The 21442-nt window shown below is 63.0% G+C and carries 19 protein-coding genes and 1 tRNA gene; 3 read left to right on the top strand and 17 right to left on the bottom strand.

The window, feature by feature from the left end; translation table 11 throughout:
- Positions 1-21: 21 nt before the first annotated feature.
- From Pan44_RS21070 to Pan44_RS21055, 5 genes are all read right to left on the bottom strand, one after another.
- Positions 22-237, bottom strand: a complete 216-nt coding sequence (locus Pan44_RS21070) for a hypothetical protein (protein ID WP_145033491.1) — start codon at positions 235-237, stop codon at positions 22-24.
- Positions 238-747: 510 nt separating this feature from the next.
- Positions 748-2724 (bottom strand): DUF3854 domain-containing protein, encoded by a 1977-nt coding sequence (locus Pan44_RS21065; protein WP_231754122.1) that lies wholly within the window; start codon positions 2722-2724, stop codon positions 748-750.
- A gap of 343 nt (positions 2725-3067) precedes the next feature.
- The gene (locus Pan44_RS28380; RefSeq protein WP_390620652.1) at positions 3068-3343 is read right to left on the bottom strand and encodes a helix-turn-helix domain-containing protein; all 276 of its coding nucleotides are present in this window, start codon (positions 3341-3343) and stop codon (positions 3068-3070) included.
- A gap of 172 nt (positions 3344-3515) precedes the next feature.
- The gene (locus Pan44_RS21060) at positions 3516-4337 is read right to left on the bottom strand and encodes a hypothetical protein (RefSeq protein ID WP_145033485.1); all 822 of its coding nucleotides are present in this window, start codon (positions 4335-4337) and stop codon (positions 3516-3518) included.
- The gene (locus Pan44_RS21055; protein ID WP_145033482.1) at positions 4334-5893 is read right to left on the bottom strand and encodes a tyrosine-type recombinase/integrase; all 1560 of its coding nucleotides are present in this window, start codon (positions 5891-5893) and stop codon (positions 4334-4336) included. Before Pan44_RS21055 ends, Pan44_RS21060 begins: the two co-directional genes overlap by 4 nt.
- A gap of 169 nt (positions 5894-6062) precedes the next feature.
- On the opposite strand from Pan44_RS21055, the gene Pan44_RS21050 reads away from it, so the two are divergent.
- Together Pan44_RS21050 and Pan44_RS21045 are read left to right on the top strand one after the other, a co-directional pair.
- Positions 6063-6136 (top strand) — tRNA-Arg (locus tag Pan44_RS21050).
- Positions 6137-6266: 130 nt separating this feature from the next.
- Positions 6267-7178 carry a sugar phosphate isomerase/epimerase family protein gene (locus tag Pan44_RS21045; protein ID WP_145033478.1) on the top strand — a complete coding sequence of 304 codons (912 nt, stop codon included), beginning with the start codon at positions 6267-6269 and terminating at the stop codon, positions 7176-7178.
- Between the two features lie 120 nt (positions 7179-7298).
- Here Pan44_RS21045 and Pan44_RS21040 read toward each other — a convergent pair whose 3' ends face one another.
- The 10 genes from Pan44_RS21040 to Pan44_RS20995 form a co-directional block, all read right to left on the bottom strand.
- Positions 7299-7883: a fibronectin type III domain-containing protein gene (locus Pan44_RS21040; RefSeq protein WP_145033474.1), complete on the bottom strand. Its 585-nt coding sequence runs from the start codon at positions 7881-7883 to the stop codon at positions 7299-7301.
- A 403-nt stretch (positions 7884-8286) separates the two neighbouring features.
- Positions 8287-9864 carry a hypothetical protein gene (locus tag Pan44_RS21035; protein WP_145033471.1) on the bottom strand — a complete coding sequence of 526 codons (1578 nt, stop codon included), beginning with the start codon at positions 9862-9864 and terminating at the stop codon, positions 8287-8289.
- 15 nt (positions 9865-9879) lie between these two features.
- On the bottom strand, positions 9880-11697 hold the full coding sequence (locus tag Pan44_RS21030; protein WP_145033468.1) for a hypothetical protein: 1818 nt from the start codon (positions 11695-11697) through the stop codon (positions 9880-9882).
- 3 nt (positions 11698-11700) lie between these two features.
- On the bottom strand, positions 11701-12621 hold the full coding sequence (locus Pan44_RS21025; protein ID WP_145033465.1) for a DUF1559 domain-containing protein: 921 nt from the start codon (positions 12619-12621) through the stop codon (positions 11701-11703).
- Positions 12618-13001 (bottom strand): hypothetical protein, encoded by a 384-nt coding sequence (locus Pan44_RS21020; protein WP_145033462.1) that lies wholly within the window; start codon positions 12999-13001, stop codon positions 12618-12620. The genes Pan44_RS21025 and Pan44_RS21020 overlap by 4 nt, the downstream gene beginning before the upstream one ends.
- A 50-nt stretch (positions 13002-13051) precedes the next feature.
- Positions 13052-13606, bottom strand: coding sequence for a hypothetical protein (locus Pan44_RS21015; protein ID WP_145033459.1), 555 nt, complete (start codon positions 13604-13606; stop codon positions 13052-13054).
- Positions 13603-14001, bottom strand: a complete 399-nt coding sequence (locus Pan44_RS21010) for a type II secretion system protein (protein ID WP_145033456.1) — start codon at positions 13999-14001, stop codon at positions 13603-13605. The genes Pan44_RS21015 and Pan44_RS21010 overlap by 4 nt, the downstream gene beginning before the upstream one ends.
- The gene (locus Pan44_RS21005; protein ID WP_145033453.1) at positions 13998-15497 is read right to left on the bottom strand and encodes a type II secretion system F family protein; all 1500 of its coding nucleotides are present in this window, start codon (positions 15495-15497) and stop codon (positions 13998-14000) included. Before Pan44_RS21005 ends, Pan44_RS21010 begins: the two co-directional genes overlap by 4 nt.
- 27 nt (positions 15498-15524) lie before the next feature.
- Complete coding sequence (locus Pan44_RS21000; protein ID WP_145033451.1) at positions 15525-16553, bottom strand: type II secretion system F family protein; 1029 nt, start codon at positions 16551-16553, stop codon at positions 15525-15527.
- Positions 16550-17581 carry a type II secretion system F family protein gene (locus tag Pan44_RS20995; protein WP_145033448.1) on the bottom strand — a complete coding sequence of 344 codons (1032 nt, stop codon included), beginning with the start codon at positions 17579-17581 and terminating at the stop codon, positions 16550-16552. The genes Pan44_RS21000 and Pan44_RS20995 overlap by 4 nt, the downstream gene beginning before the upstream one ends.
- A 178-nt stretch (positions 17582-17759) precedes the next feature.
- Between Pan44_RS20995 and Pan44_RS20990 the strand changes: the two genes are divergently transcribed.
- The gene (locus Pan44_RS20990; protein ID WP_145033445.1) at positions 17760-19499 is read left to right on the top strand and encodes a sensor histidine kinase; all 1740 of its coding nucleotides are present in this window, start codon (positions 17760-17762) and stop codon (positions 19497-19499) included.
- A gap of 60 nt (positions 19500-19559) precedes the next feature.
- On the opposite strand, the gene Pan44_RS20985 is transcribed toward Pan44_RS20990, so the two are convergent.
- Both Pan44_RS20985 and Pan44_RS20980 read right to left on the bottom strand, forming a co-directional pair.
- A complete protein-coding gene (locus Pan44_RS20985; protein ID WP_145033442.1) occupies positions 19560-20657 on the bottom strand; it encodes an HlyD family secretion protein in 1098 nt (365 codons plus the stop codon).
- Positions 20657-21427, bottom strand: coding sequence for an ABC transporter ATP-binding protein (locus tag Pan44_RS20980; protein ID WP_145033439.1), 771 nt, complete (start codon positions 21425-21427; stop codon positions 20657-20659). Before Pan44_RS20980 ends, Pan44_RS20985 begins: the two co-directional genes overlap by 1 nt.
- Positions 21428-21442 lie beyond the last annotated feature (15 nt).

The raw sequence follows: 21442 nt of genomic DNA, 5'->3' as shown, positions 1-21442 counted from the left end.
GGTAGCAGGGAGAGGGCCGGTTCAGCCAAACCGCGCCGAATTGGAGCCGTCGCGATGGACCAGCTTCGTCAGCGACTTCTCGATGCTCCGCCAGAGGGCAAGTTCCAGCTTCGCCGCCTCAATGTCGAATAGCTCGAATCCGTGGTTAGCTAGAAGGCGCTCCGCGCCGGTCAAACGCTGTCTCTGATGGAAGACGATTCCGCGAACACGGCGCAGTAGCTCAGCCGTGGGGATCATGCGACACCAATTGTTCGTAGGCCCCTATCGCGGCCTTCTTGGCGTCTGCGATTTCACGGTATCCGCCGCTCGGAAACACCGCGTTGGCCTGTCCTTTTAACATCACACGGGCCTTCCAGATTCCTGCCTTCTCGAAAAGCGAGATCCATCCTTCTGGCATGGTGCGAGTCGGATTGCCGTTGCTGTTTTTCCTCCACCCAGAGCGCAAGGAGGTCCGCAATCTGCTCGCTCGATTGCGGGCTTGCCGTTCCGCTGCCTTCGGATCGTACTTCCTATCGGAACACAGGTGTGCGGCGCAGTCTCGTCCTACGTGGCGAATTCGCACGCCGCGGAGAATTCGGTGGGCGTATCGGAGGCTGCGGCCGCAATCGTCGCAACGGTCTGGGATCTCGGGATGTAGCGTCGTGTCAAATACACGGACCGGGGTCCAATCGGTACCCGGCTTCACCTGGGGAGGAGTTGGCGGCTGTCGAGGCGGCAAAACAGGCATTGGGATCTCCGTAGAAGGGACTAGCCCGCGTTGGGAAGACGACCCGCTTTGGCCTCCATCCGAGCCGCAAACGCACTCTTGGGGCCAGCCGCGGCAGGGATGGGGACAATCTTGGGCTCTGCCGGCAGGGAAGATTCGATGCGCCAGACTTTGCGCTTGGCATTTCCTGAGCCGATCGTGCAGGGAGTTGCCGTGACACCGATCTGCCGGAGATTGGGGGCGATCCGATTCAGAATGCCACTTAGCAACTGCGGCTTTTTGGGCCAGCCCGGAATCATCCGGCACGAAGAATCAGAGCTGTTCAACTCATCGAGGAGGTCAGAGGCGGAAAGCTCGATCAGCGGCGTAACACGCAGCATCCGCAGCAGAGGCGCGACAATTGGACTCCCTTCAAGGGCCGTCGCTGTTGCCAGTTCGCGGTTGTCGCGATACGCAGCGGCGAAGTCGCCGGGATCAAGCCCAATCGCCTCCTCAATCGCCGCGCCCCACTGGCAGAAGTCTGCCATGCGAGACAGGTCGCGACTCTGCCGCTGTTCAATCTCGGGGAGTCGGCGCATCCCAGCGACAATCACGTCCAAGATCGCTCCGAAAATCTCTGCGCGCACCGCTTCAAAGTTCGCCCAGAACTTTTTGTCAGTCTGACGCTCCTCCTCCGGAATCGGCTGCAACTCAAAGATCAAGCAGCGATCCAAGAGGTCGGAGTTGGTTCCCACTTCGCCGATCGAAGTTACCAATACCGGGCACTGCCGCTTGAAGATCACTTCTTCATTGTTCGAGTACAGTTCACGACTCGAAAAAGCCCCGCCGGTCGACAGCACACAGAGGGCGTCCGACATCCAATCCAGCATCGCCGACAGATTGTCGAATCCCAGCATCCATGCGTTATGGGACATAATCATCAAGTCCCGTTCGCTCTGCGGGCGGACTCTCAGCGGGGCGGCATTCGGATCGATCAAGGCTCGCAACATTCTCGCGAGAGTTGTCTTTCCTACGCCCTGCTCTCCCTGTAGCTTCGGGATCGGATAGGGACCAACAGGCCTCATGGCGGCCGTCACAAACGCAATCAACAGCGGTTCCTGTTCGGGGCGAATGTTCAGAAATGGTCGCAGCAATTCTCGCACTGACCTGGCGGTCGGCACCGGCCTCGGAAGTTCCAACATCGCCCGCGTTCGTCGAAACTTCACAGGACAGGCCGAGAGAACCGAATAGCCTTCGGAGGTGACAGCGACGACTTCACGGTTGGCGTTGCAAAGGTCGAGGTACAGCACGCCATCGTGGGCCGCGGTTCGAAGGTGTACGGGATAGACCTTGCGGCGTTGCATCGCGAGACCGCAAAGCAACGATGCGTAGTCCGACAGTTGCGAGGCGGTCAGCACTTCGCCGTACATGTCATAGAACGCGAGGCTCAACCAGTTACGAAATGGCCGGTTCCGTTTGTCGATCTGCCAATGCTCAAGACGACCGTCCAACATCACGGTTGCGAATGCGTCGTTATTCTCGTCCAGCCAAAGTTCAACGAGCGGGCCCAGACCAAGTCGCCTCACAAAGTCGTTTCCGGCGCGTCGCGAAGACTTGCCATCGGGCTCGGGCTCCGACGTGTCGACTGGCGTAGCGTCTGCGACCAGTCGCTCAAATGCCTCGGGACCGTGGTCCACGAGGAAATCGTCGACGCCCTGTTTGCCGCCATCGCTGGCAGGCGGGAGGTTAACCGAGAGCACTGCGCCAGCGCCAGCCGCTACGAATGCACGAGCAAGTCGGCGTTTCGCCGCATCGACCTTTGCCCGCGTCTCCGGCTTGGGGTCGAAGTCAAAGACGATGTAGATAGGGAGGCCCGGCGAGACGAGTTCACGCAAGTCGTCAATCAGTTCTTCTTTGCCCTTCTTACAGCCGTTCCAAACGCCAGGTATCGACACAACGACGTGTGCCCCATCCTGGGCCAGAGCGCAGGCCTTTTTCTCGCCTTCGGTGACGAATAGCGACACGAAAGGGGCCGCCATCGATCGCGAGGACGGCTTGGGTACGAAAACGCGGGTTTGCGATCCGCGTTTGGCAACGTACTTCGCAATGTTTCCCTCAGCGTTGGGCTTCGGGACATGTGGTCGCCAACGCGAATAGTCGATGCGATTCCCGAACCTGTCAAAGTAGGGAATCTCCAGCGCGCCGCCATAAGGGGTCACGGTGCGAAATTGGTGTTCCACGATCGTGGCATCTGTTAGACCGGATTCACGCAGCGTCGCGAGGTCTGTCGGGGCGAGCAGCGCCAGTCTCGACTCGAAAGACGACGTGTCCGGCGGAACGTCCTTGCGGACGCCCTTCACAAGGGGCAAAGGCATTCTGACCTCAGAAGTGTTTGTTGACGTTTGCTGGTTTGGCTCGTCGCCGCCGACGTGGTGGCACGGCTTTGTATGTTCGTTGTTCGATAAAGCGGGCTAGGTCGTGTTCGGAGATGCGCCAGTGCGGACGGGTCGCGGAGGTCGACACGTTTGCAGCCAAAAGCTCTCCCGAGGCGACGTGCGTTAGGACAACGGCCGGGCGAACGGCAAGCCGCTCAGAGACCTCGCGAACCGAGAGAAACTGTTCAGGCACGAGCCCCCTCCTTGCCCGGACCGGCGGCATGCCGTCGCTCGTGCTTGCGACGCGCAACTAGAGAGCGGCGAAGCAATGACAGAGAAGCCCGTTCGGCATCGAGCGCCGCGAGCCGTTCCTCAACCTGTTCCAGCGTCAGGTTTCGGAGAGTGGCGAAAGGATCGGCGGAAGGGGATGGCGTGTCCATGCCCCGAAGCTACGCTCACTTCGCGCCCTTCGTCTCCGCCCTTTTCGCGCCCTTTTCGCGCCCCTCGCGTCGATGCAAGTCGAGTAGATAGCCGCCGCCGGGGCGGCCGTTTCTGTCAATGCATACGGCGATTTGCTGCGGAATGTATTTCCGCCGAAAGAACTCGCGAGGTTTGCAGTCCTCGTCAATTTCGCGGTCAAAGCCGTTCAGCTTCTTCGCGGTAATCCACTTGCCCTCGTTCTTCAACAACACTCTCAAGAACCGAACTGCCATCGCACTTGTCATCGGGATACGCTCACCGTCAAACGTCACGGCTTTACCGTCAACGTCGCACTCAAGAGTGTGCTTGTCATTCGACTCGGGGGCGGCAGGGGCGGTAGCCGGAGAGGCTTCGACTGCTGGCAAATGCCAGTGCAGTACGCCTTCAGAGAATCCGGCAAGTTCGTCGATGCGAGGCGTAATCACGGCCTCTGCCTTTTTCCCGGACCACCACATCTTCAGTACGAAGCCGTAAGCAGTCAAAAGGTCATCTTGTCGAATCGCTCGCGCAGCACTCGCCATATCGCTCGCCCACGATTCGAGGATTTCGGACGCATCGCGGAACTCACAGTCATCTCCGTTGCTGAGGAACCACCTGGCACGTTCGCCTTTAATCAGAGCGACAAGCAAAGAGGCGTTAACATCCAACAGGTCCTTTGCTGGTAGCAGTCGTTCCCGGAGGTCAGTTTCAGAGGCGTCGGCGGTGTTGGGCCGGAGATAGACCAACGCGATGCAGTAGACCAATTCCCGATGTTTTAGGAGGAACTCATGGGCACTGGCATAGCTGGCGGCGCTCATCGGTCACCCCCATCCGGTCCGAACCCGGCGGTCGTTGCCTCCCACCGAGAAAGGTTTTCGGAAAACTGCGACCCCTGCGACCCGTCGACCCGTTCCAAGGTTTTCTGGGGATTTTCCTCGGTCGGTAGCGACCCGCGACTGCGCCCCGTAGCGACCCGTTCCCGCCTCCCGCCGGGCGCGGGTCGCACACGGGTCGCCCCCACTTCCGAACTGCGCCCCGCGCCGGAGCCATTATCTTCCACGTTTATTGGGTCTCCGGGTCGCGGGTCGCTCGGGTCGCTCTTTTTGCCGAAAGTTTTTTCGGGAAAGAGCCATTCGCGAACCGTCGTGGTCACCCGGAGCAAGCGGTCATCCGCGATCCGCTGTCGATAGACCGATCCCATTCCGGGAGTCGCATGCCCCAAGATCGCATCTACCGCTACCTGGTCCAACGAGTCCCCTCCGATTGTCTCGACAACTCTCCGCAGGGCGTAGAAGCCGACCTTCGCCCGAGCTAACCCGCGGGAGGCAAGCACCTTCTTAAACTCTTGTGACACCCCATCCGTAATCGTGCCATTGGCATACACCTTCACCCATTTCGTCCGCTGCTTCGCGGTTAGAAACACCAGTTCGGCGTCAGCGGCGTGTCTTGGCTTCGGACGGACGCCGAGATAGTCCTGTAGGGCGACGATCGTTTCGGGCCAAAGAGGGCAACGTCTCGGCGTCGAATTCTTCGTGCGAGCATGCTCGACCCATCCTGTGTTTAAGTCGAGCGCGGCGAGCGGAAGACAGGCGATGTCGGTATTGCCGAATCCGCAGTTCACTCCCAGCAGGACCATCGCCCTCAATGCAAGATTCGGCTTCCGTACCTCTTCCTCATTGTCATCGGGGCAAGCTGGATCGCGTTCCCCACCCAACACCGCCAATAGTCGCCGAATTTCTGTCGCCTCAAACATCCGGTGCCCGTGCTTCAGCCGGTGCGCCTCACGCTCGCGACGAACGTCCTTCGCCGAAGGCTGCCGAAAAGCGGTGCCGAAGCGGACAGCTTCCCCCTCGGCGGCAGCGAAATTAAACATCTGACGGGCACGGGTGATTTCCGACTTCATCTTCTGTGCGGAATATGGACGTCCATTGCGGCCACGCGAAAGTCGCTTTCGCAACAGGCGGAAGTCGTCTGGGAGCAGGTCGCTCACAAGCCGTTCGCGGCCGAAGACTTTGACCACTCGTTTAGCAGTGGCTTTCAACGCCGCGTAGGATCGGGGGCTTCGCTCCCCTGACAGGACCAAATCCTCCATCTGGTCCAGAAATCTGCCCGCCAGCCCGTTGACCGTTAGCCCCGGAGAGTCCGCGTTCTCGCGGCCAGACACGGTACGTTTGTAATCCTCCAGAGCGAGGGCACCTGTCGGATCGTCCGAGACCTTTCCGAAATAGTACACCCTGCCATTGATCTTCTTGCACCAATAGCCCGTCCCCTTGTGCACTCGAAGAGGAAATTTCGGGCTGGGCGTATCTACGCCCTTTGCCACCCTTGCCGCACGTTTACCGTCATTACGGGAAGCGTTAGAATCGACGCCCATTGGTCGCACCTCTCTACTCAGGGGTGTGTCCTAGAACCCGTCAGCTGCAAACTGGCGGGTTCCTTTATGTCATTACTCCCACCGAGTTTACGAAGGGCGTAAAAAGGCGTAAAGCCAGTTAGGATTACGAACCAACAACTGGCGGTAAGCTCCTACCTACAAACAACTTGCTCCCGTAGCTCAGGAGGATAGAGCAACGGTTTTCTAAACCGTCGGTCGGGGGTTCGAATCCCTCCGGGAGTGCTTTCTCAGTCCGTCGCGCGGCGAAGGAGGGCCCCTTGCCCTCCCCGCCGGCTCGTCGTGGGCGGGTGAACGGCGCGGCGGCTATACTGCGCGGAACCACCACTGCTTCCCGTTGCGCCCAGGATTGCCCATGCCTCTCAACGCTGCGACCTCCCGACGTGGTTTTCTCGCCTCCGCCGCCGCTGCCGCCGGGGGATTGCTCCTCTCCGGTCGGCCAGCCTTCGCCGCGCCCGACCCGTACGGCGGATTCAAAGTCGGACTGCAGAGCTACACGCTTCGGGCGTTCGACGCGCCGACCGCACTTGCGCATACGAAGATGCTGGGAATCAAATACTGGGAGTCGTTTCCCAAGCATGTCCCGCTGAGCACGCTCCCGGCGTCCGTGAACGAGTCGAAAAAGCTCCTCGCCGGCTCCGACGTCACCCTCCTCTCCTACGGAGTCGTCCGGTTTTCCAATGACGAGACCAAGGCCCGCGAGATCTTCGACTTCGCGAAGGCCATGGGCATCGTCTCGTTGTCGGCCGATCCCGATCCCGATCGCCAGACGTTTGATCTGCTCGACAAGCTGGTCGCGGAATACGACGTCGCCATCGCCATTCACAACCACGGCCCGGGCCACCGCTACGACAAGGCCGACGACGTCCTGAAGTGGCTCACCAACCGGCACGAGAAGATCGGCGCCTGCGTCGACACGGGCCATTACCTCCGCAGCAATGAGAATCCCGTCGAGGTGATCCAGAAGTTCGGCCCCAGGGTCCACGGCGTGCATCTGAAGGACGTGCGCACCGTCAAATCGCCGGAGGAGCAGGAAAAAATCGCGCCGACCCTCACGAAGAACCGCCAGGGAATGCTGGCGAAAGAGAACAAGCTCTTCACTGTCCTCGGCGAAGGGGAACTCGACATCGTCGGAGTTCTGCAGGCGCTCAAGAAGCTGAACTACCAGAACTGCGTCGCTCTCGAATACGAGGAGAGCGAAAAGAATCCCCTGGCGGACGTGGAGCTCTGCCTCGCGGCCGTCCGTGAAGCGGTCAAGAAGGTTTGACCGCCCGCGTTCGGCTCCGCGGCGTCAACGAAAAACCCGCGGCACATCAGGACGGGATCGCCACCGCCTGATGCTCCGCGGGTCAATGTTCCGTCCCCGGGAGGGGACGGAAGGCTCGGTTCACTGTTTCTCGTCGAAGTCGACGCTCACGATCCGCCCCATGATGAGCCGCGCGTAGCGTTCCTCGTAGCGGGGATTGTCCTCGGTGCCGTACCGCGCTTCAATTCGCACGATGTAGGGGACACCGGGGAGCATCTGCTTCTCCTCGAAGTGGAACACGTCCTTATCCTTCGCGTCGACGAAGCCCTCGAGCTCGTCTTCCAGGCGATAGGGGTGCGTCCACTGCACGGAAACCGAGGTCGCCCCCGTCGCACGCACATCGATCATTCCGGCCCGCGGATGCTTCACCGCAGGGACCGGTGCAGACGGACGAACGTACGTCTGCCCGAGCGTGCCCGGAGGCAGACTGACCACAGGACCGGAGATCGTCGGCGGCATCGGACCCGGCGTCCAGTTTGAATAGCCGGGTGTCGGACGCAGGTGGGGCGTTTCCACAGGCATCGGCATCGCCATGCCCCCGCCTCCACCCTGCTGGCAGTTGCAGCCCGCCTGCACGATCGGTTGTTCCGCTCCAGTGACAGCCGCTGAACCACCGGCGAGACAGACCAGCATCATCCCGATTCGACGCTTTGCAAATCGCTTCATATTCCACTCACTCTCAGGACAACGCGACTGGACCCGCCGGAAACCCTCTGCCTCGGAACCCCAGGCCAATTGACGACGCGCGATGCCGCAGCCAGAACGAGCGTTCTGTGCCGACCCGGTGATGGCCGCGGCCCGCAAAAGGGCGACTCATCAGGAACCGGGGAGGCGTTGCTGCCTGGCATCTACGCAGCGTCAGGAGCCTGTTGATCCGGCTTCACCCTGACCCATGTGGACCCGACAGAAACTTACCCGCGCCACAGGACACGGCTCGGGAAACAGAAAATTTCCAGCACGTTTCACGCTCCCTGTTCCCGGTCCGCCCGTGAAAGCGTCGCGTCGCGGGAAGCTTGCCCCGGCGTCACCCTTTCCCGAACCGGAACAGCTTGCCACCCCGCAGTCGCCCCTATTCCGCCGCGGCCCGGCGGAATCGAAGCCCGATCGCAATCTGCAGCACCCCGCAGATCAGGAAGGTCAGGTACAGCACCGGCACGGCCCCGACCGAATCGCGGCCAGTCGCCACGCGAGTCGTCGCGGCGACCATCGCCACAAATGGCGACAGGCAACTCGACAGCACCATCAACACCATGATCGACAGCGGCAAAGCGCCCCACTTCACATGCAGCGAGAGGCAGGCCGTCAGGTGCACCAGGAGGATCGCCAGGCACGCCAGGACGATGGCGCGGGAATCGATGAGGTAGATGTCCGCCAGTCCCTGCAGCTCAATCGAATACATGGCGCCGACGAGGATGAACCAGAACACGAACGGAATCAGGACGAGGCTGCAGCCGGCCACTTTCGAGTAGCACACCGAGATCGTCGATCGGGGAAGCAGCGCGAGCGTGCACAGCGTCTGCCGGCGGTACTCCACATTGAAGATGCGGGCCGACAGGGCGATCGCTTCCAGCCCCGCGGCCAGCAACAGCGCCAGACGCAGCGCGTCGGGAGCCTTGAGGTTCATCCCCGCCGCAAGCAGCTTGTCGACCGCGAACAGCCCGACGGCAATCAGCGGAATCATCGCGAAACGCACGAGCAGGCCGGGCAGCCCGCCGACAAGGAAATGGAAATCCTTCCACGCGATCGCGTTTCTCCAGGGCCGGGGCGTGAACAGCCTCCGCCACCACGATCGATGCATCCCACCTTTCACTTTCATCACTCCGGCCCGTTCCGGCGCGTCGTCGTCGAGATACTCGCAGAACCGGCGAAACAACAGGCACGACACGCAGAACAGCAACGAGCCGATCGCCAGGCTCAGGATCACCTGGCCGCTCCAGGCCGATTCATTGAAGCCCGTCGCCTGGATGCGATCGATGCGGGTGACGATGGAGAATTCGTCGAGTCGCGACTGCGCGTCGGTGAGAAAGGAAATGAACGGGCTGCCCGCCGTCGCCCAGCCGACGTACACCAGCGTCAACGCCAGCTTCGAGAGCAGGTACGGGGCCCCGAGCAGCATCACCATCGCCGCCGTCGTGATCACCGACGCTCCGGCCCCCGTCCGTTTCAGCACCGAGGCCAGCAGCCCGATATTTGCGACGAGCACCAGGTAAGCCGCAAGCGCCAGCAGTCCGGACCACACCTGATGGGCCGTCGCTCCGCCGAGCGCCAAAGCCAGCAGCGCGAATGGGAAGATCCCCGCAAACACGAGCAGCACCGACACGATCCGGGTCGTCGATTTGCCGACGAGTATGGCCAGCGACGGAACGTTCGCCAGCAGGATCAGGTTGAGCGTGCCCGCTTCCTTCTCTTCGGTGATTGCTGTCGAAAAATGCCCCGCCGCGGCGACCGTGATCAGCCCCAGGCAGAGATGACAAATCAGCGAGAAGAACCGCAGGCCGGGCGACCCGCGTCCTCCGGTGTAAATATGCGTCGCCAGCAGCAGGAGGAACACCACGCCGATCGACACGAAGCGGAACGCATGCGCCCGTTTCTGCAGTGCATCCAGCCGCAGCGAACGGGACAGCAGGGTGACGGTTCCGTGAAACATCGCGCCGGCGCCCCTTCAGTTCTCAGAGACCGGCAGATCGATCACGTACAGCACGCATCCCTGCACGTCCTCGAATCCGGGAGCGACCGGCGCGAATGCGCCCTCATTCTCCACCAGCGCCATCACGCGAAGCCGTCCTGCGGGCATCGTCGCCGACCACGGTTCGACATGGCCCCGGATCCTGAACGCGTTCCCCACGAGCGGCCGTTCCAGCGAATGAAAAAACTCCGTCGTCGGCAACGTCTCGGCCGGCTGCTTGCCGCGCGCGTTCCAGGAGTAATTCGGAAGCTGGTCCAGGTTGCTGATGAACACGGCCGTCGCCATCGACAGCTGGCGTCCCGACATCCACACGTCCCCATTCTTCTGAAGCTTGAACAGCCCTTCCCGATGGCAGGCAAATGCCGAGATCGGTTCGGCCGGCAAGCCTTCGAACTCCACCGCGCACGTACTCAGCTTCCGGTCGGCAAACGCCAGTGAACGAAGCTGCGCGCCCACGGCCGGAGCCGTCGTCCGAAACCTCGAGACGGCAGACCGCGTGCTCGCGACGGGAATATCGACCTCATACCGCGCCTCCGTCCCGGAGGTGATCTGACCGTGCGGCATCTCGAACTCTTCGCACGGTGAATACAGCCGCCCACTCCCTTCATGGCCGATGGTGAACCACCCGCCGTTGACCGCCGCGAGGCTGCTCCACTGGCTGCAATCGAACACGCCCGGCGCGATCTGCTGGGCAATCGTCGCCGAACGAATGCGATTCTTGTCTCCTCCGCCCACTCCCCCCAGCGTCTTGAACGCCCAGGAGAACACCACGGCCGTCGCGAAGTAGGCAAGGTAGAACCCCTTCACCCCCTTCCGGGAGTGCGCGACGGCGAAGGTTCCCGGGAACACCGCCAGCAGATACAGCAGCGCCAGCGGATAAATCAGCCACCACCGGCGATGGAACCGGGAAACCGACTCCAGCCTTTCCAGAATCGCCCGATCCCGCGACCACGGATACCGGCCGTTGTAGGTGCGCATCGGATCGCGAAAAGCGGCCGTCGCGTCCTTGAGCGACTCGGGCCGCTCGGGGCGGGTCACGCGGTGCAGCTGTGCTTCATCAATGTCGCCGACCTCGACCGCCATCCGCCGCACCTGTCCGCTGCCGACGGCGAATGTTTCTTCGGGGTTGTTGAGTGCGGCGAGTGTCGACGGAAATCGCGGAAACTGGTGATCGTCGCCCTGCAGGAGGATCACGCGCCCGCCACGATTCAGCCATTCCAGGAACGTCTGGAGCCGTGCCCCCTGAATGTCCGGGACAGAGTTCAGGAACACCGTCTGCAGGCCATCCGTCACCGTGATGGTGGCGGGAAACAGGTTCGAACGGAATCGGCGGACGGCGCCACTCGAACGAGCCCGGTCGTTCGGATTCACCAGCAGGATGGCCGCCGCCTCTCCCAGTCGGGCCTGCGGCAACTCCAGCTTCTGATTCTCCCGCCGCCCCCAGCTGAGCTGCCACGGGATGTAGTCATCCACGATGTAGGGCGCCGCCTGGATCCAGCGTTCCTCGAACGGCGGGACCTCGAACGGAATCTCAATCGGCGGTTCACGGTTCACGTCGAGCGGAAGGCCGCGCTGCAGGCGGAACGTCCCGCTCGCGCTCTTCGGCCCCGTGTTCTGAACAAGGATCGACAGCGGCGTGAACGTGTCCGCCACCGCCTTGCCATCGAAACCCCAGAGCGTCTCTCCGACGTTGATCGCCAATTCACCCGGGTCTGTCTGTGCGCAGACGGTCTCCGGACAGGCGAGACACGCCATCGCGACCGCGCAGAGGACCGCCAGGGCGCCAGCTCGCATCGATCAGAATGCTCCCGTCAACGCACCGTCGGAACGGTGACCGAGCTTGCGGAACAGGTCCGCGTCGATGCTTTCGGAAATCGTCCGGACGGAACCATCCCCCAGCGCAAAATTCGCCCCCCCGGTGTGGTAGCTGTTAAAACCGCCCACCAGATTCGGCGGAGGAACGGCCGGCGTCTCGGCCCCCGGTTCGTCCATTCCCTCGAAAGGAGTCGCCGTCGGCTGAACGACCGGAACCATCGAGGCAAATCCCGGCGTCGAGCCGGTGTTCCTCAGGGTGTTGTTGTCGCCGGTCAGCCAGGAGAGCATCCCTTCGGTTTCACCGACGAAAAGCGTGTAGCTGGAGCCATCGGGAACATCGTCGGGAAGGCGGATCCGGCTGTTGAGGAACAGCACCCCGTGATTGTCGACGTCGATCGGCGCCTCGACGTCGTGGTGAACCCCGGCGTAACAGGTGAGTGCGCTCCGCGGGTTGCTCGGGCATTGCAGGACAGGCATGCGATGCGCGGCGACGTTCTGGTTCAGGGGATCATGCGCCGGAACGTCGAAGTTGATCGCGCGGTACGTATTTCCTTCTTCCAGGTACGGCAGCACCTGAGCCAGCCAGCTTATGCGATAGCCCTGCGTCTGCCCCAATACCATCGGCCCCGAAACAATCGGCCCGGAGAAATCCACCGTTCCCGGCGGGAGCGTCCCATGGGCGCCATGATAGTTCTGCAGCGCGAGAATCAGCCCCGTCAGGTTCGAACGACATTGCATCCGCCGGGCCGACTCCCGCGCCTGCTGCACGGCCGGCAGCAGCAGCGAAATCAGGATCGCAATGATCGCGACCACCACCAGGACTTCGATGAGTGTGAACCCCCGACGTCCTCTGGCGTGAGCAGGGCGAGACCAGCGTGGCAGTGGTTGCAAAGTCGTCTTCATGGCTGGGCGCCTTCGTTCCTTCCCTTTGCAGACGCCATCCCGACGTCCAGCGTTTGATGCGATTGATGGATTCGTCCGGCCGTCGTGGTGAACCTGGCCATGGCACGCAGGATCGATTGATCGCCCGACTGCGTGACCACCAGTTCGACAGCCCCGTTCCCCCCGCCGGGGAGCGCAGGGGTCCACGTCTCCCCCGTCCAGTCCGGTTCTCGTTCAAGGCGGGCCTGTCCCCGGAGCAGCCCGGCCTCCGCGAGCCGGCGTGCCTGCGCCTGATCCGTCTGCTGGAACGCGAGCCGGAACTGGATCGCGACCAGCATGGTCAGTGTCTGGCACAGCGCCGCAAAGATCCCAATCAGGACGATCACAATCGCCAGGGCCATGCCGGATCGCCGGACGCCGCACATCATTCGGGACGAGGGCCGGCAGGTTCTCATGGCGAGTCCCCCTCTGCGGCGGAATCCGCCCGCGGCATCAACATGCCAACGGCTCCTTCGATCCGATCGACCTTCGATGGCGTTGCAGATTGCCCCGTCGCCGTCAGGGCGTACGGCGCGTGCTCGCGGAGGAGCGCGATGATCGCTCCGTTCCCCTCGCGGTCGAACTGCCAACCCCGGGCACTGGCGGCGAACAGCTCCCGGGCCGGCGGTTTTCCGCCAGTTCGAGTTTGCTCCCGGGTGAGCTTTTTCCCGGCAATCAGGTACCGGGTCTCTGATCCATCGTCGAGCCGCATCTCGATCGAGGCCGCATCCGGCGAGATCGTCGCCGACTGCGCCCGGTGCAGGTCGTCCCGCCACTGACGTCCGAGCCGCTCGAGGATCGTGGCGTCCTGAAGAGCCTGCCCCGAGCGGCTCTCGATCGACATCAATCCAACGATCACCCGCGTCGCCGCGACCACGACGATCGCCAGCACGGCGAGCACCATGCTCAGTTCGGTCAGCTGCCAGCCGGCACGCCGCCTTCTTCGTACCGAACGATGTGGACTCATCGTGAGTCCTCCGTTGGTTTCGGCGCCGAACGCTTCCACGCTGTGACCGCCACAGGCGACACCCGTTGCCCCTCCGCGTTCACCCAGGAAAGCGAGGCGGTGACAGCCATCAGTCCCGCGTCATCCGCGGGACCCTCTGAAATCTTGAGTTCTGCAGACCGCAGTCGGGCCGCCGCATCGGCGTCCAGCGTGAGAGTCGTTCCTGCTGGAGCGATCGTCGCACGTTCCAGGACGTTTTCAACGAGCCGCAGTGCACAGGCCCGTTCTTCCACGGATCGCCGGGCCGCGTCCCAGCGGGAAACGAACTGTCCCAAGACCGCGAAGACGAACCCCAGCAGGGCACAGGCGACCCCCATCTCCACGAGAGTGAATGCGCGGCGCGGGTGCATGGTCATGGGCCCATCTCCGCGGCCGTGTTCATCACATGGATCAGTGGCAGGAACATGGCAACGACCACGAACGCGACCAGCCCCCCCAGCGTGCCGATCAGGATCGGCCGCTGCCACTCGAAGGCCCAGGCCGTGCGGATCCGCTGTTTCGCGTCCAGTCCGTCGGCGAGTGTCCTGAGCGCCCATTGCAGATGGTGATTCGCCGCCGCCGCGTCGAGCGCATCCGCCTCGTCTTGCTTGAGAAAGCCGTCGTGACAGAGAACTCTCCACGAAAACTCTCCGTGATCGAGAATGGCGGCAATCCGCTCCAGCCGCGACCTCAGGTCTTCACGCGGATGGTGCTCGGCGATCTCGCTGAGAGTCGGCGCAAGCGGCCGACCCGATTCGACGACCGCCGCAATGATCCGGAGCACCTCCGGAGCGTCGCGTCGCGGAAACCACCGCATCAGCAGCGGAAAGTTCAGGTTTTCCCAGCCCGCGAGGGAAACCAGCGGCGAGGCGAGCAGGATCGCGACCGGCAGGAACATCATCGGACCAGCCACGAACCAGTAACTGGCGGCGCTGTCCGTCACATCGATCAGACGCCGCGTGATCGGAGGGAGCGTCACGCCGAAATCGTTAAAGATCTCCTTGTACTTCGGCATGATCCAGTACATGAGGAAGCTGACGATCGAGATGACGACCAGGAACACGTTCACGAAATAAACCTGCAGCGGCAGCGCGTCGCCACCTTCGCGAAGTTCCGAAAGATTGCGAACCGAACGTTCGGCCGCGTCCCGCAGGACGGAACTCAGGGCCGGTGTGCCATCGGTCGCCCGGATCGCGAGCACGTCGCCGCGGGGGATCAGGGGCGAGCCGTCATCGATCGCCTCTCCCAGCGACTGTCCGTCGCGCAGGCGTCCCGCCAGCGCGGCCAGTGATTCCCGACGGTGACTCCCGATCCCCGGCGATGCCGATTCCACTTCATCCGCATACGGCAGCCCGTTTTCCGAGGCGATCGACAGCCGCCACAACAGGCTGATCTGGCTCCCGCGATTCACGGCTCCCCACGAGGAAAACACCGTCGTCAACACCAGCGGCACAATCAGGACCACCGCCGGGACGAAAGGCACCAGGGGAACCAGAAGCGCAATCCAGCACAACAGGCGGAACAGGGAAGCCCGTTGTTCCAAGCGAGATTCCTCGCGCAGATTCGTCGAATCCCGCGGCGCGCGGAACGCATTCCCCACGACCGCCGTCAGGATCGCCAGCAGGCCATAGGCCCCGGCCGCAATCCTCACGATCGCGTCGAAAAACCAGTGCGACGCCTGACCATGCCTCCCCAGCGCGGCCAGGACCAACACCGTCAGGCCCGCTCCCGCAAGGGCCAGCCCGACGATTCGCATCGCCAGCGCCAGCCATGAAAGCTCATCCCGAGAGGCATTGAAACGCACATAGTGGTCCAGCGCCAGCAGGGCGCCGGCCAGGATGGGCATTCCAAGAAGGATGAGCATCGGCAGCATGAAAGGAATCAGCCTCCAGGGTGTGAGTCAGCTCAGTTCGTTGAGCAGCTTGATCAACGGCATGAACAGGCAAATGACGACGAATCCTCCCAGGATCCCCACGAACACCAACAGGAACGGCTGCATCCAGACAATCGCGATTCCCGACTGTGCCTCCGCCTGGATCCCGAACAGTTCACCATGCGACCGGAGGATCTCCCCGAAGCTCCGCTCGTGCTCCGTATGCCGCAGCAACTGCACGAGACGGGGCCGGAAATGAGGCAGGATCGAGGCGGCGTAAGCGGGCGACTCACCCCGCTCGACATGGTCGGCCAGCCGATGACACCCCTGGCGAAGGTTCGCATCCTGAAGTCCCCCGGCCGTCAGCCGCAGTGCGTCTGGGAGAGGGATCCTCGCTTTCACCAGCATTCCCAGCAGCGTGCAGAATTCCGATGCGCCCGCCAGTTGCGAGGCCGTGCCGACAATCGGGATCGCCTGCATGACGCGGACCAGCGGGGCCGCCAGAGGAAGCTTGGTGAACAGCAGCATGGCCACCAGCGTCGCGAACATGAACACAAGCCCCACTACCAGCCACGGCCAGCCCTTGGTCACGATCATGCTCATCGAGATCATCAGCTTCGTCATCCAGGGCAGTTCCACCCCGAAGTCGTTGAACATCTCCCGGAATGGAGGGACGACGAACAGGAACACACCCGTCAGCAGCACCAGGCAGGCGAGCAGCAGGAATGCCGGATACAGCAGCGCCACGAGCACCTGCCGTTTCGCCCGCCGCGTCCGCCGCGTCCCCGCAAAATACTCTCCGATTACCTGCTCGATCGATCCGCTGCGTTCCGCGACGGCAAACACCCCCCTCAGGAACTGCGGCAGCTGCCTCCCGGCCGACTGCACCGCCTCGGTCCAGGACGCCCCTTGATCCAGTCTGGTGGCAATCGTTCGAAACGCGGAAGCCGTCCACGGAGACGACGCTTCCTCCGCGAACATCTGCATCGAAAACGGCAGTGCGGGCCCGTCACCCGGAGATGGAGCGGCGGCTGGCGCGTCGGCGACAAGGCTCATGGCTGCGCTCCGATCCGCTCCCAGAGTTCGACGAGCGGTCCGAACACTACCGTCCCGTAGGCGCCAACGGTCAGGCCCCCCACGGCGATGATCAGCAGGACCGGAATCACCCGTCCGAGGACGTCCGCCCGGCTCCGAGCCCGTAACGCAAGAACCTCTGCGATGTGCCTCAGCCCCGCCCGCAGCGGGCCGGCCTCGCGCTCGCGTACGAACAGCGCTCGCCACAGCGGCGGCGCTCCCGCACGCTCTCGGAACGCGTGTTGAGCCGGAACCCCTTTTCTGAGGTCGTCCGCAATCGCATTGACGGCCGCCTGCGCCCGTCGCGAAGTCAGCGATTCCCCCGCCAGCGACAACGCCAGCGGCAGCGGAACCTCGCAGTCCAGCAGCGCCGCCAGCAGCGAACTGGCCGTCGAGGAATGAATATCCGACAGCACCGATCTCACGAACGGAAATGATCCCCAGATGCCGATTGCGCTCCGGTGACGTCCGAACAGGAAGTGCACCAGCCAGCTCGCGACAAGCAGACCCAGGGGAATGGCCCAGCTCCAGACCGGAAGCGTGGCATTCGCTTTCTCAACGAAATGAACCCAGCGCGGGGGGACCCTGGAGAACTCACCCACCATGCTCGCCATTTGAGGCAGCACGGAATGGATCAGGAGGATCGTCAGCCCATATGTCAGGATCAGGATGATCGCCGGATACATCAGCCCGCGCAGCAGTCGCTCACGCAGGTCGAGCAACTGGCGGGTCGACGTCGAGTAAGCCCGCAGCACGTCGGCCGCCCGGTCGGTCGTCATCCCCGCCGCCGCCAGCGACCGGAATACGGGGGGCAGCTCCCCGGCCGTCCGCAGCGCCTCGTCAACCGGCATTCCCGCATCCAACCGCTCCGCCAGTTTTTCCGCCGCCGGGCGAAGCGCCCCGCGCCAGCGGTTCGAAGCGTCGCGAAGCCCCGGCCCCAGCGGCGAGTTCGCGCGCAGCAGGATTTCCAGCTCGGTAGCGAGCCGGGTCAGCTGGGCGGAATCGATCATCCCCGCGGGCAATTTGGATCCCCATCCTCCGGGCCTGTTGCACGCAGATACTCGTGCCTCGGAGGGCGCACGGTCAAACCCCCGATGTCGGCTGCTTACGCGGAATTACGCCCCATCGTTGGGCCAATCCTGCTTCATCTTTGCGCTCGATCGGAAATCCGAATAGAATTCCGCGCCTATGTCGTACCGGACCATCAAACGCCTTCTTGGCGAAACCAGCCTGGAGAGAAAATGCCGATTCCTGTTCGGCGGCGCGCTCCTCCTGCTGCTGACCGGAAGCTTCTACGTCTATGCGCTGCTCAACCTCCGCATCGTCCGCGACCAGTACCGCGATCGGGCCCGCCTGCTGATCAGCCAGGACCTCCTGACGATGCACCTCGGCATCGACCGCGATGAGTCCGACCCCACCCAGAAGTCGCAGGTGGAGCGAATGGTCTCGCTCAGCAAGGAGTTCAAGCCCAGCGATCTCCGCGAGCACTACCAGCTGAAGTTCCTGAAAAGCAACTGGGACACCGAGCCCAAGGGAGTCCGCAGCCCCTCCACGCCCGCCGAATACGACGCCGTCGCCACCTTCCTCAAGTCCAAAGAATCCGACCGCGAATTCCTCATCATCGACGACGCGGAGGCCTACGAGTACTACGCCCCCATCTACGCCAGCACGAACAAAACCATCCTCTCCTCCGGCAAGGCCCAGTCGTGCTACGACTGCCACAAGGACCGACTGAAAGACCTCGAAGAAGGGGGGTTGCTCGGCGTCGCCAAGATTTCGTTCGATCGCCAGGAAACCAGCCACCGCATCGCCCGCAACAACGCCATCCTTATCGCCATGGCCATTGCGACCGCATTCCTCGCGATGCTCGCTCTCTACGCCATCGTCCGCTACGTCATCGTCAAGCCCGTCCAGCACCTGAAAGAGGTCAGCGATTCGGTCGCCCAGGGCGACCTCGATCAACGGGCCGACATCCGCACCGGCGACGAGTTTGAAGAGCTCAGCCACGCTTTCAACCGCATGCTGCGGCACCTGATGAACACCCAGGAAGAGCTGCGTCTGGCCAACAGCAACCTCGACGGAAAGGTCGACGAGCTGGCCCGCGCCAACCTCACCCTGCACCAGATGAACAAGGTGAAAAACGAGTTCCTGGCCACCATGAGCCACGAACTCCGCACCCCTCTCAACAGCATCCTCGGCTTCAGCGACGTCCTTGCCTCGGCAGAGAATCTCAACGAGCGCCAGAAAAAATACCTCGCCAACATCCAGACCTCCGGACGCAGCCTCCTCTCGCTCATCAACGACATCCTCGACCTCGCGAAAATCGAGGCCGGCAAGATGGAGCGGCACATCCTCGAGTTTTCCGTTGGCGACCTCGTCGAGCGAGCCAGCGCGTCGATGCTCCCCCTCGCCGAGAAAAAGAACATCGACCTGCAGTGGAGTTCCGACCCGCTCCTTCCCCCCTTGCGGCAGGATGAAGGCAAGTTGCAGCAGGTCCTCTACAACCTCCTGTCCAACGCCGTGAAATTCACCCCCGAAGGAGGCCGCATTCGCGTCTCCGCCGTAAAGGCGCCCGATGACCGCGTCGACATCATCGTCGCCGACACGGGCATCGGCATCCCGCTCGAAGATCAGGCCATGATCTTCGAGAAGTTCCGCCAGGGCCGCAGCCTCCCGGGACAGGAAGTCAATGCCCTCACCCGCGAGTACGAGGGAACGGGACTCGGCCTGTCCATCGTCAAGGAAATCGCCCGCCTGCTCGGAGGCGAGGTCTTCCTCGAAAGCGAGTTCGGCAAAGGTAGCACCTTCACCGTCCGCATTCCGACTGAGCTCGCCTGCCCCCTCGAACGCCCCGAAGAAGCCGCCTTCGACGTCCGCAGCCGCACCGCCGGCTTCGGCCTCGAACTCCCCCTCCGCTCCGAACTCTAGGCCGACGTACGCTGCCACGGCCCGATGAGGCCAGGCCTGCTTCCCGGCCTCGCGCAGGTCCTACAGACTCTTCCCCGGAGCCCCCCCGGCCGGAGTCTCCGTCGCACTGCGCGCCGCATCAATAAACGCATCCACCTGCTGCCCGACATACAACGTGCAGCCCTGGTTCTCGATCGAATAGATCACCTGCAGCACCCGGGTGTCGACGCGTTCGGTGTTGTCTCCCGTCAGCGATTTCTTCGGCACCACGTACGGCTCCACGCGTTCGAACGCCAGATTCAACTTCAGGCTCGGGTCGCCACGCAGAGTCGCCTGGGCCGGCGCGCCGGGGCGGAACCGTGGAATGTCATGCTCGTCGATGTCCACGCGAACGTGCAGAAGCTGGACGTTGCCGAGAACCACCAGCGCCTGGCCTGGCGGAGCCCCGACGAACTCGCCGGGACGGACATTCACCTGCAGCACTTCACCGTCGACCGGGGCGGTCACCGTCAGTCGCTCGATTTCGATCTGCACCTGCTCGAGGGCCGCACGGGTCTGTTCCACCTTGGCCTGGGCAATGGCCTTCTCCGGGCCCCACGAGCCCGCTTTCAATAGGTCAAACGAAGCCTTGGCGCCGGCAACCTGCTGGCGCCCCGCCTCCACCCCCTGCTTCCGTTTCACCAGCTCCTGCTCCGTGACCGCATTCTCCTTCCCCAGTCGCTGGGCCCGCTCGTAGTTGGAAATCAGCTCCGCCAGGTTGGCCTCCGCTTCCAGCAACTTGGCTTCCGCAGGGGGCAACTCCTCCGGACGCGGCAGACTCTCCAGCCGTGAAAGTTCCGCCTTCGCGGCCGCGACGTTCGCCTGCATCACGCGCAGGTTCGCCTTCATCGCCCGGTCATCGAGCCGGAACAGCGGTGTCCCCTTGTCCACCTTCTCCCCGACCCGCACCAGAACTTCCGTCACCACGCCCGGCAAATGCGATCCGATCGAAATGTTCTCCGTCCGTGCCTCCACGATGCCCGAACCCGCGACCGTGTTGGCGAACGGCGCACGCGGCGGCTCGACCGGCGGCCGCGATTTCACGGCCGGTGTCTGGGCACGCACCACGTGGATGACGGCGAAAATCAGCAGCCCCAGCGCCGCGCCGGGCAGAATCAGTTTGCGAAGTGTCCGAAACATCAGTGAGCCCCTCCCCGGGCCAGCATCTCGTCGCGTGTTTCAATGCGTTCGATTTCGCCGTCCGCCATGTGGATGATCCGGTCGCCAAAATCGAAAACGCGGTTGTCGTGCGTCACCACGATCACAGCCCGATCGCTCTGCAGCGCGACCTGCTTCAACAGCCCCATCACCGTCCGCCCCGAATGCGCATCGAGCGCGGCCGTCGGTTCATCACAGACCAGCAGGTGCGGGTTGTGCACCAGCGCCCGCGCAATCGCGACGCGCTGCTGCTGACCGCCGGACAGCGTGTTCGGGTAGGCATCCACCCGGTTCCCCAGCCCGACCGAGTCCAGCACTTTTTTCGCCTCGGCAACCGCCTCCTTCCGAGGCCGCCGGGCAATCAGCAGCGGAATCGCCGCGTTCTCCGCCGCCGTCAATGACGGCAGAAGATTGTATTGCTGGAACACGAACCCGATCTTCTCCCCCCGGAAATTCACCAGCCGTGTCCCCGACATTTCCGCCAGGTCTTCTCCCAGCACTTCGACGTGCCCTTCCGTGGGATTCAACAGGCCGGCCACGATCGAAATCAGCGTCGTCTTGCCACACCCGCTCGGCCCGACGAGCAGGGTCAGCTCCCCGGCCTGAACTTCCAGATTGATGTCCTTGAGCGCCAGCAGCCGGTTCTCCCCGTCGCCGAAGGCCTTCGTGAGATGGCGCACCACGACCGCCGGACGCGAACCGTTCCGGCTCGCGAACTCGCGTTGCTCAGGGATGGACACTGCGGACGACATCGTTCGATTCACTCT

It is taken from the genome of Caulifigura coniformis (assembly GCF_007745175.1).
GTDB classification, from domain to species: domain Bacteria; phylum Planctomycetota; class Planctomycetia; order Planctomycetales; family Planctomycetaceae; genus Caulifigura; species Caulifigura coniformis.
This window is presented reverse-complemented; position numbering and strand designations above follow the sequence as displayed.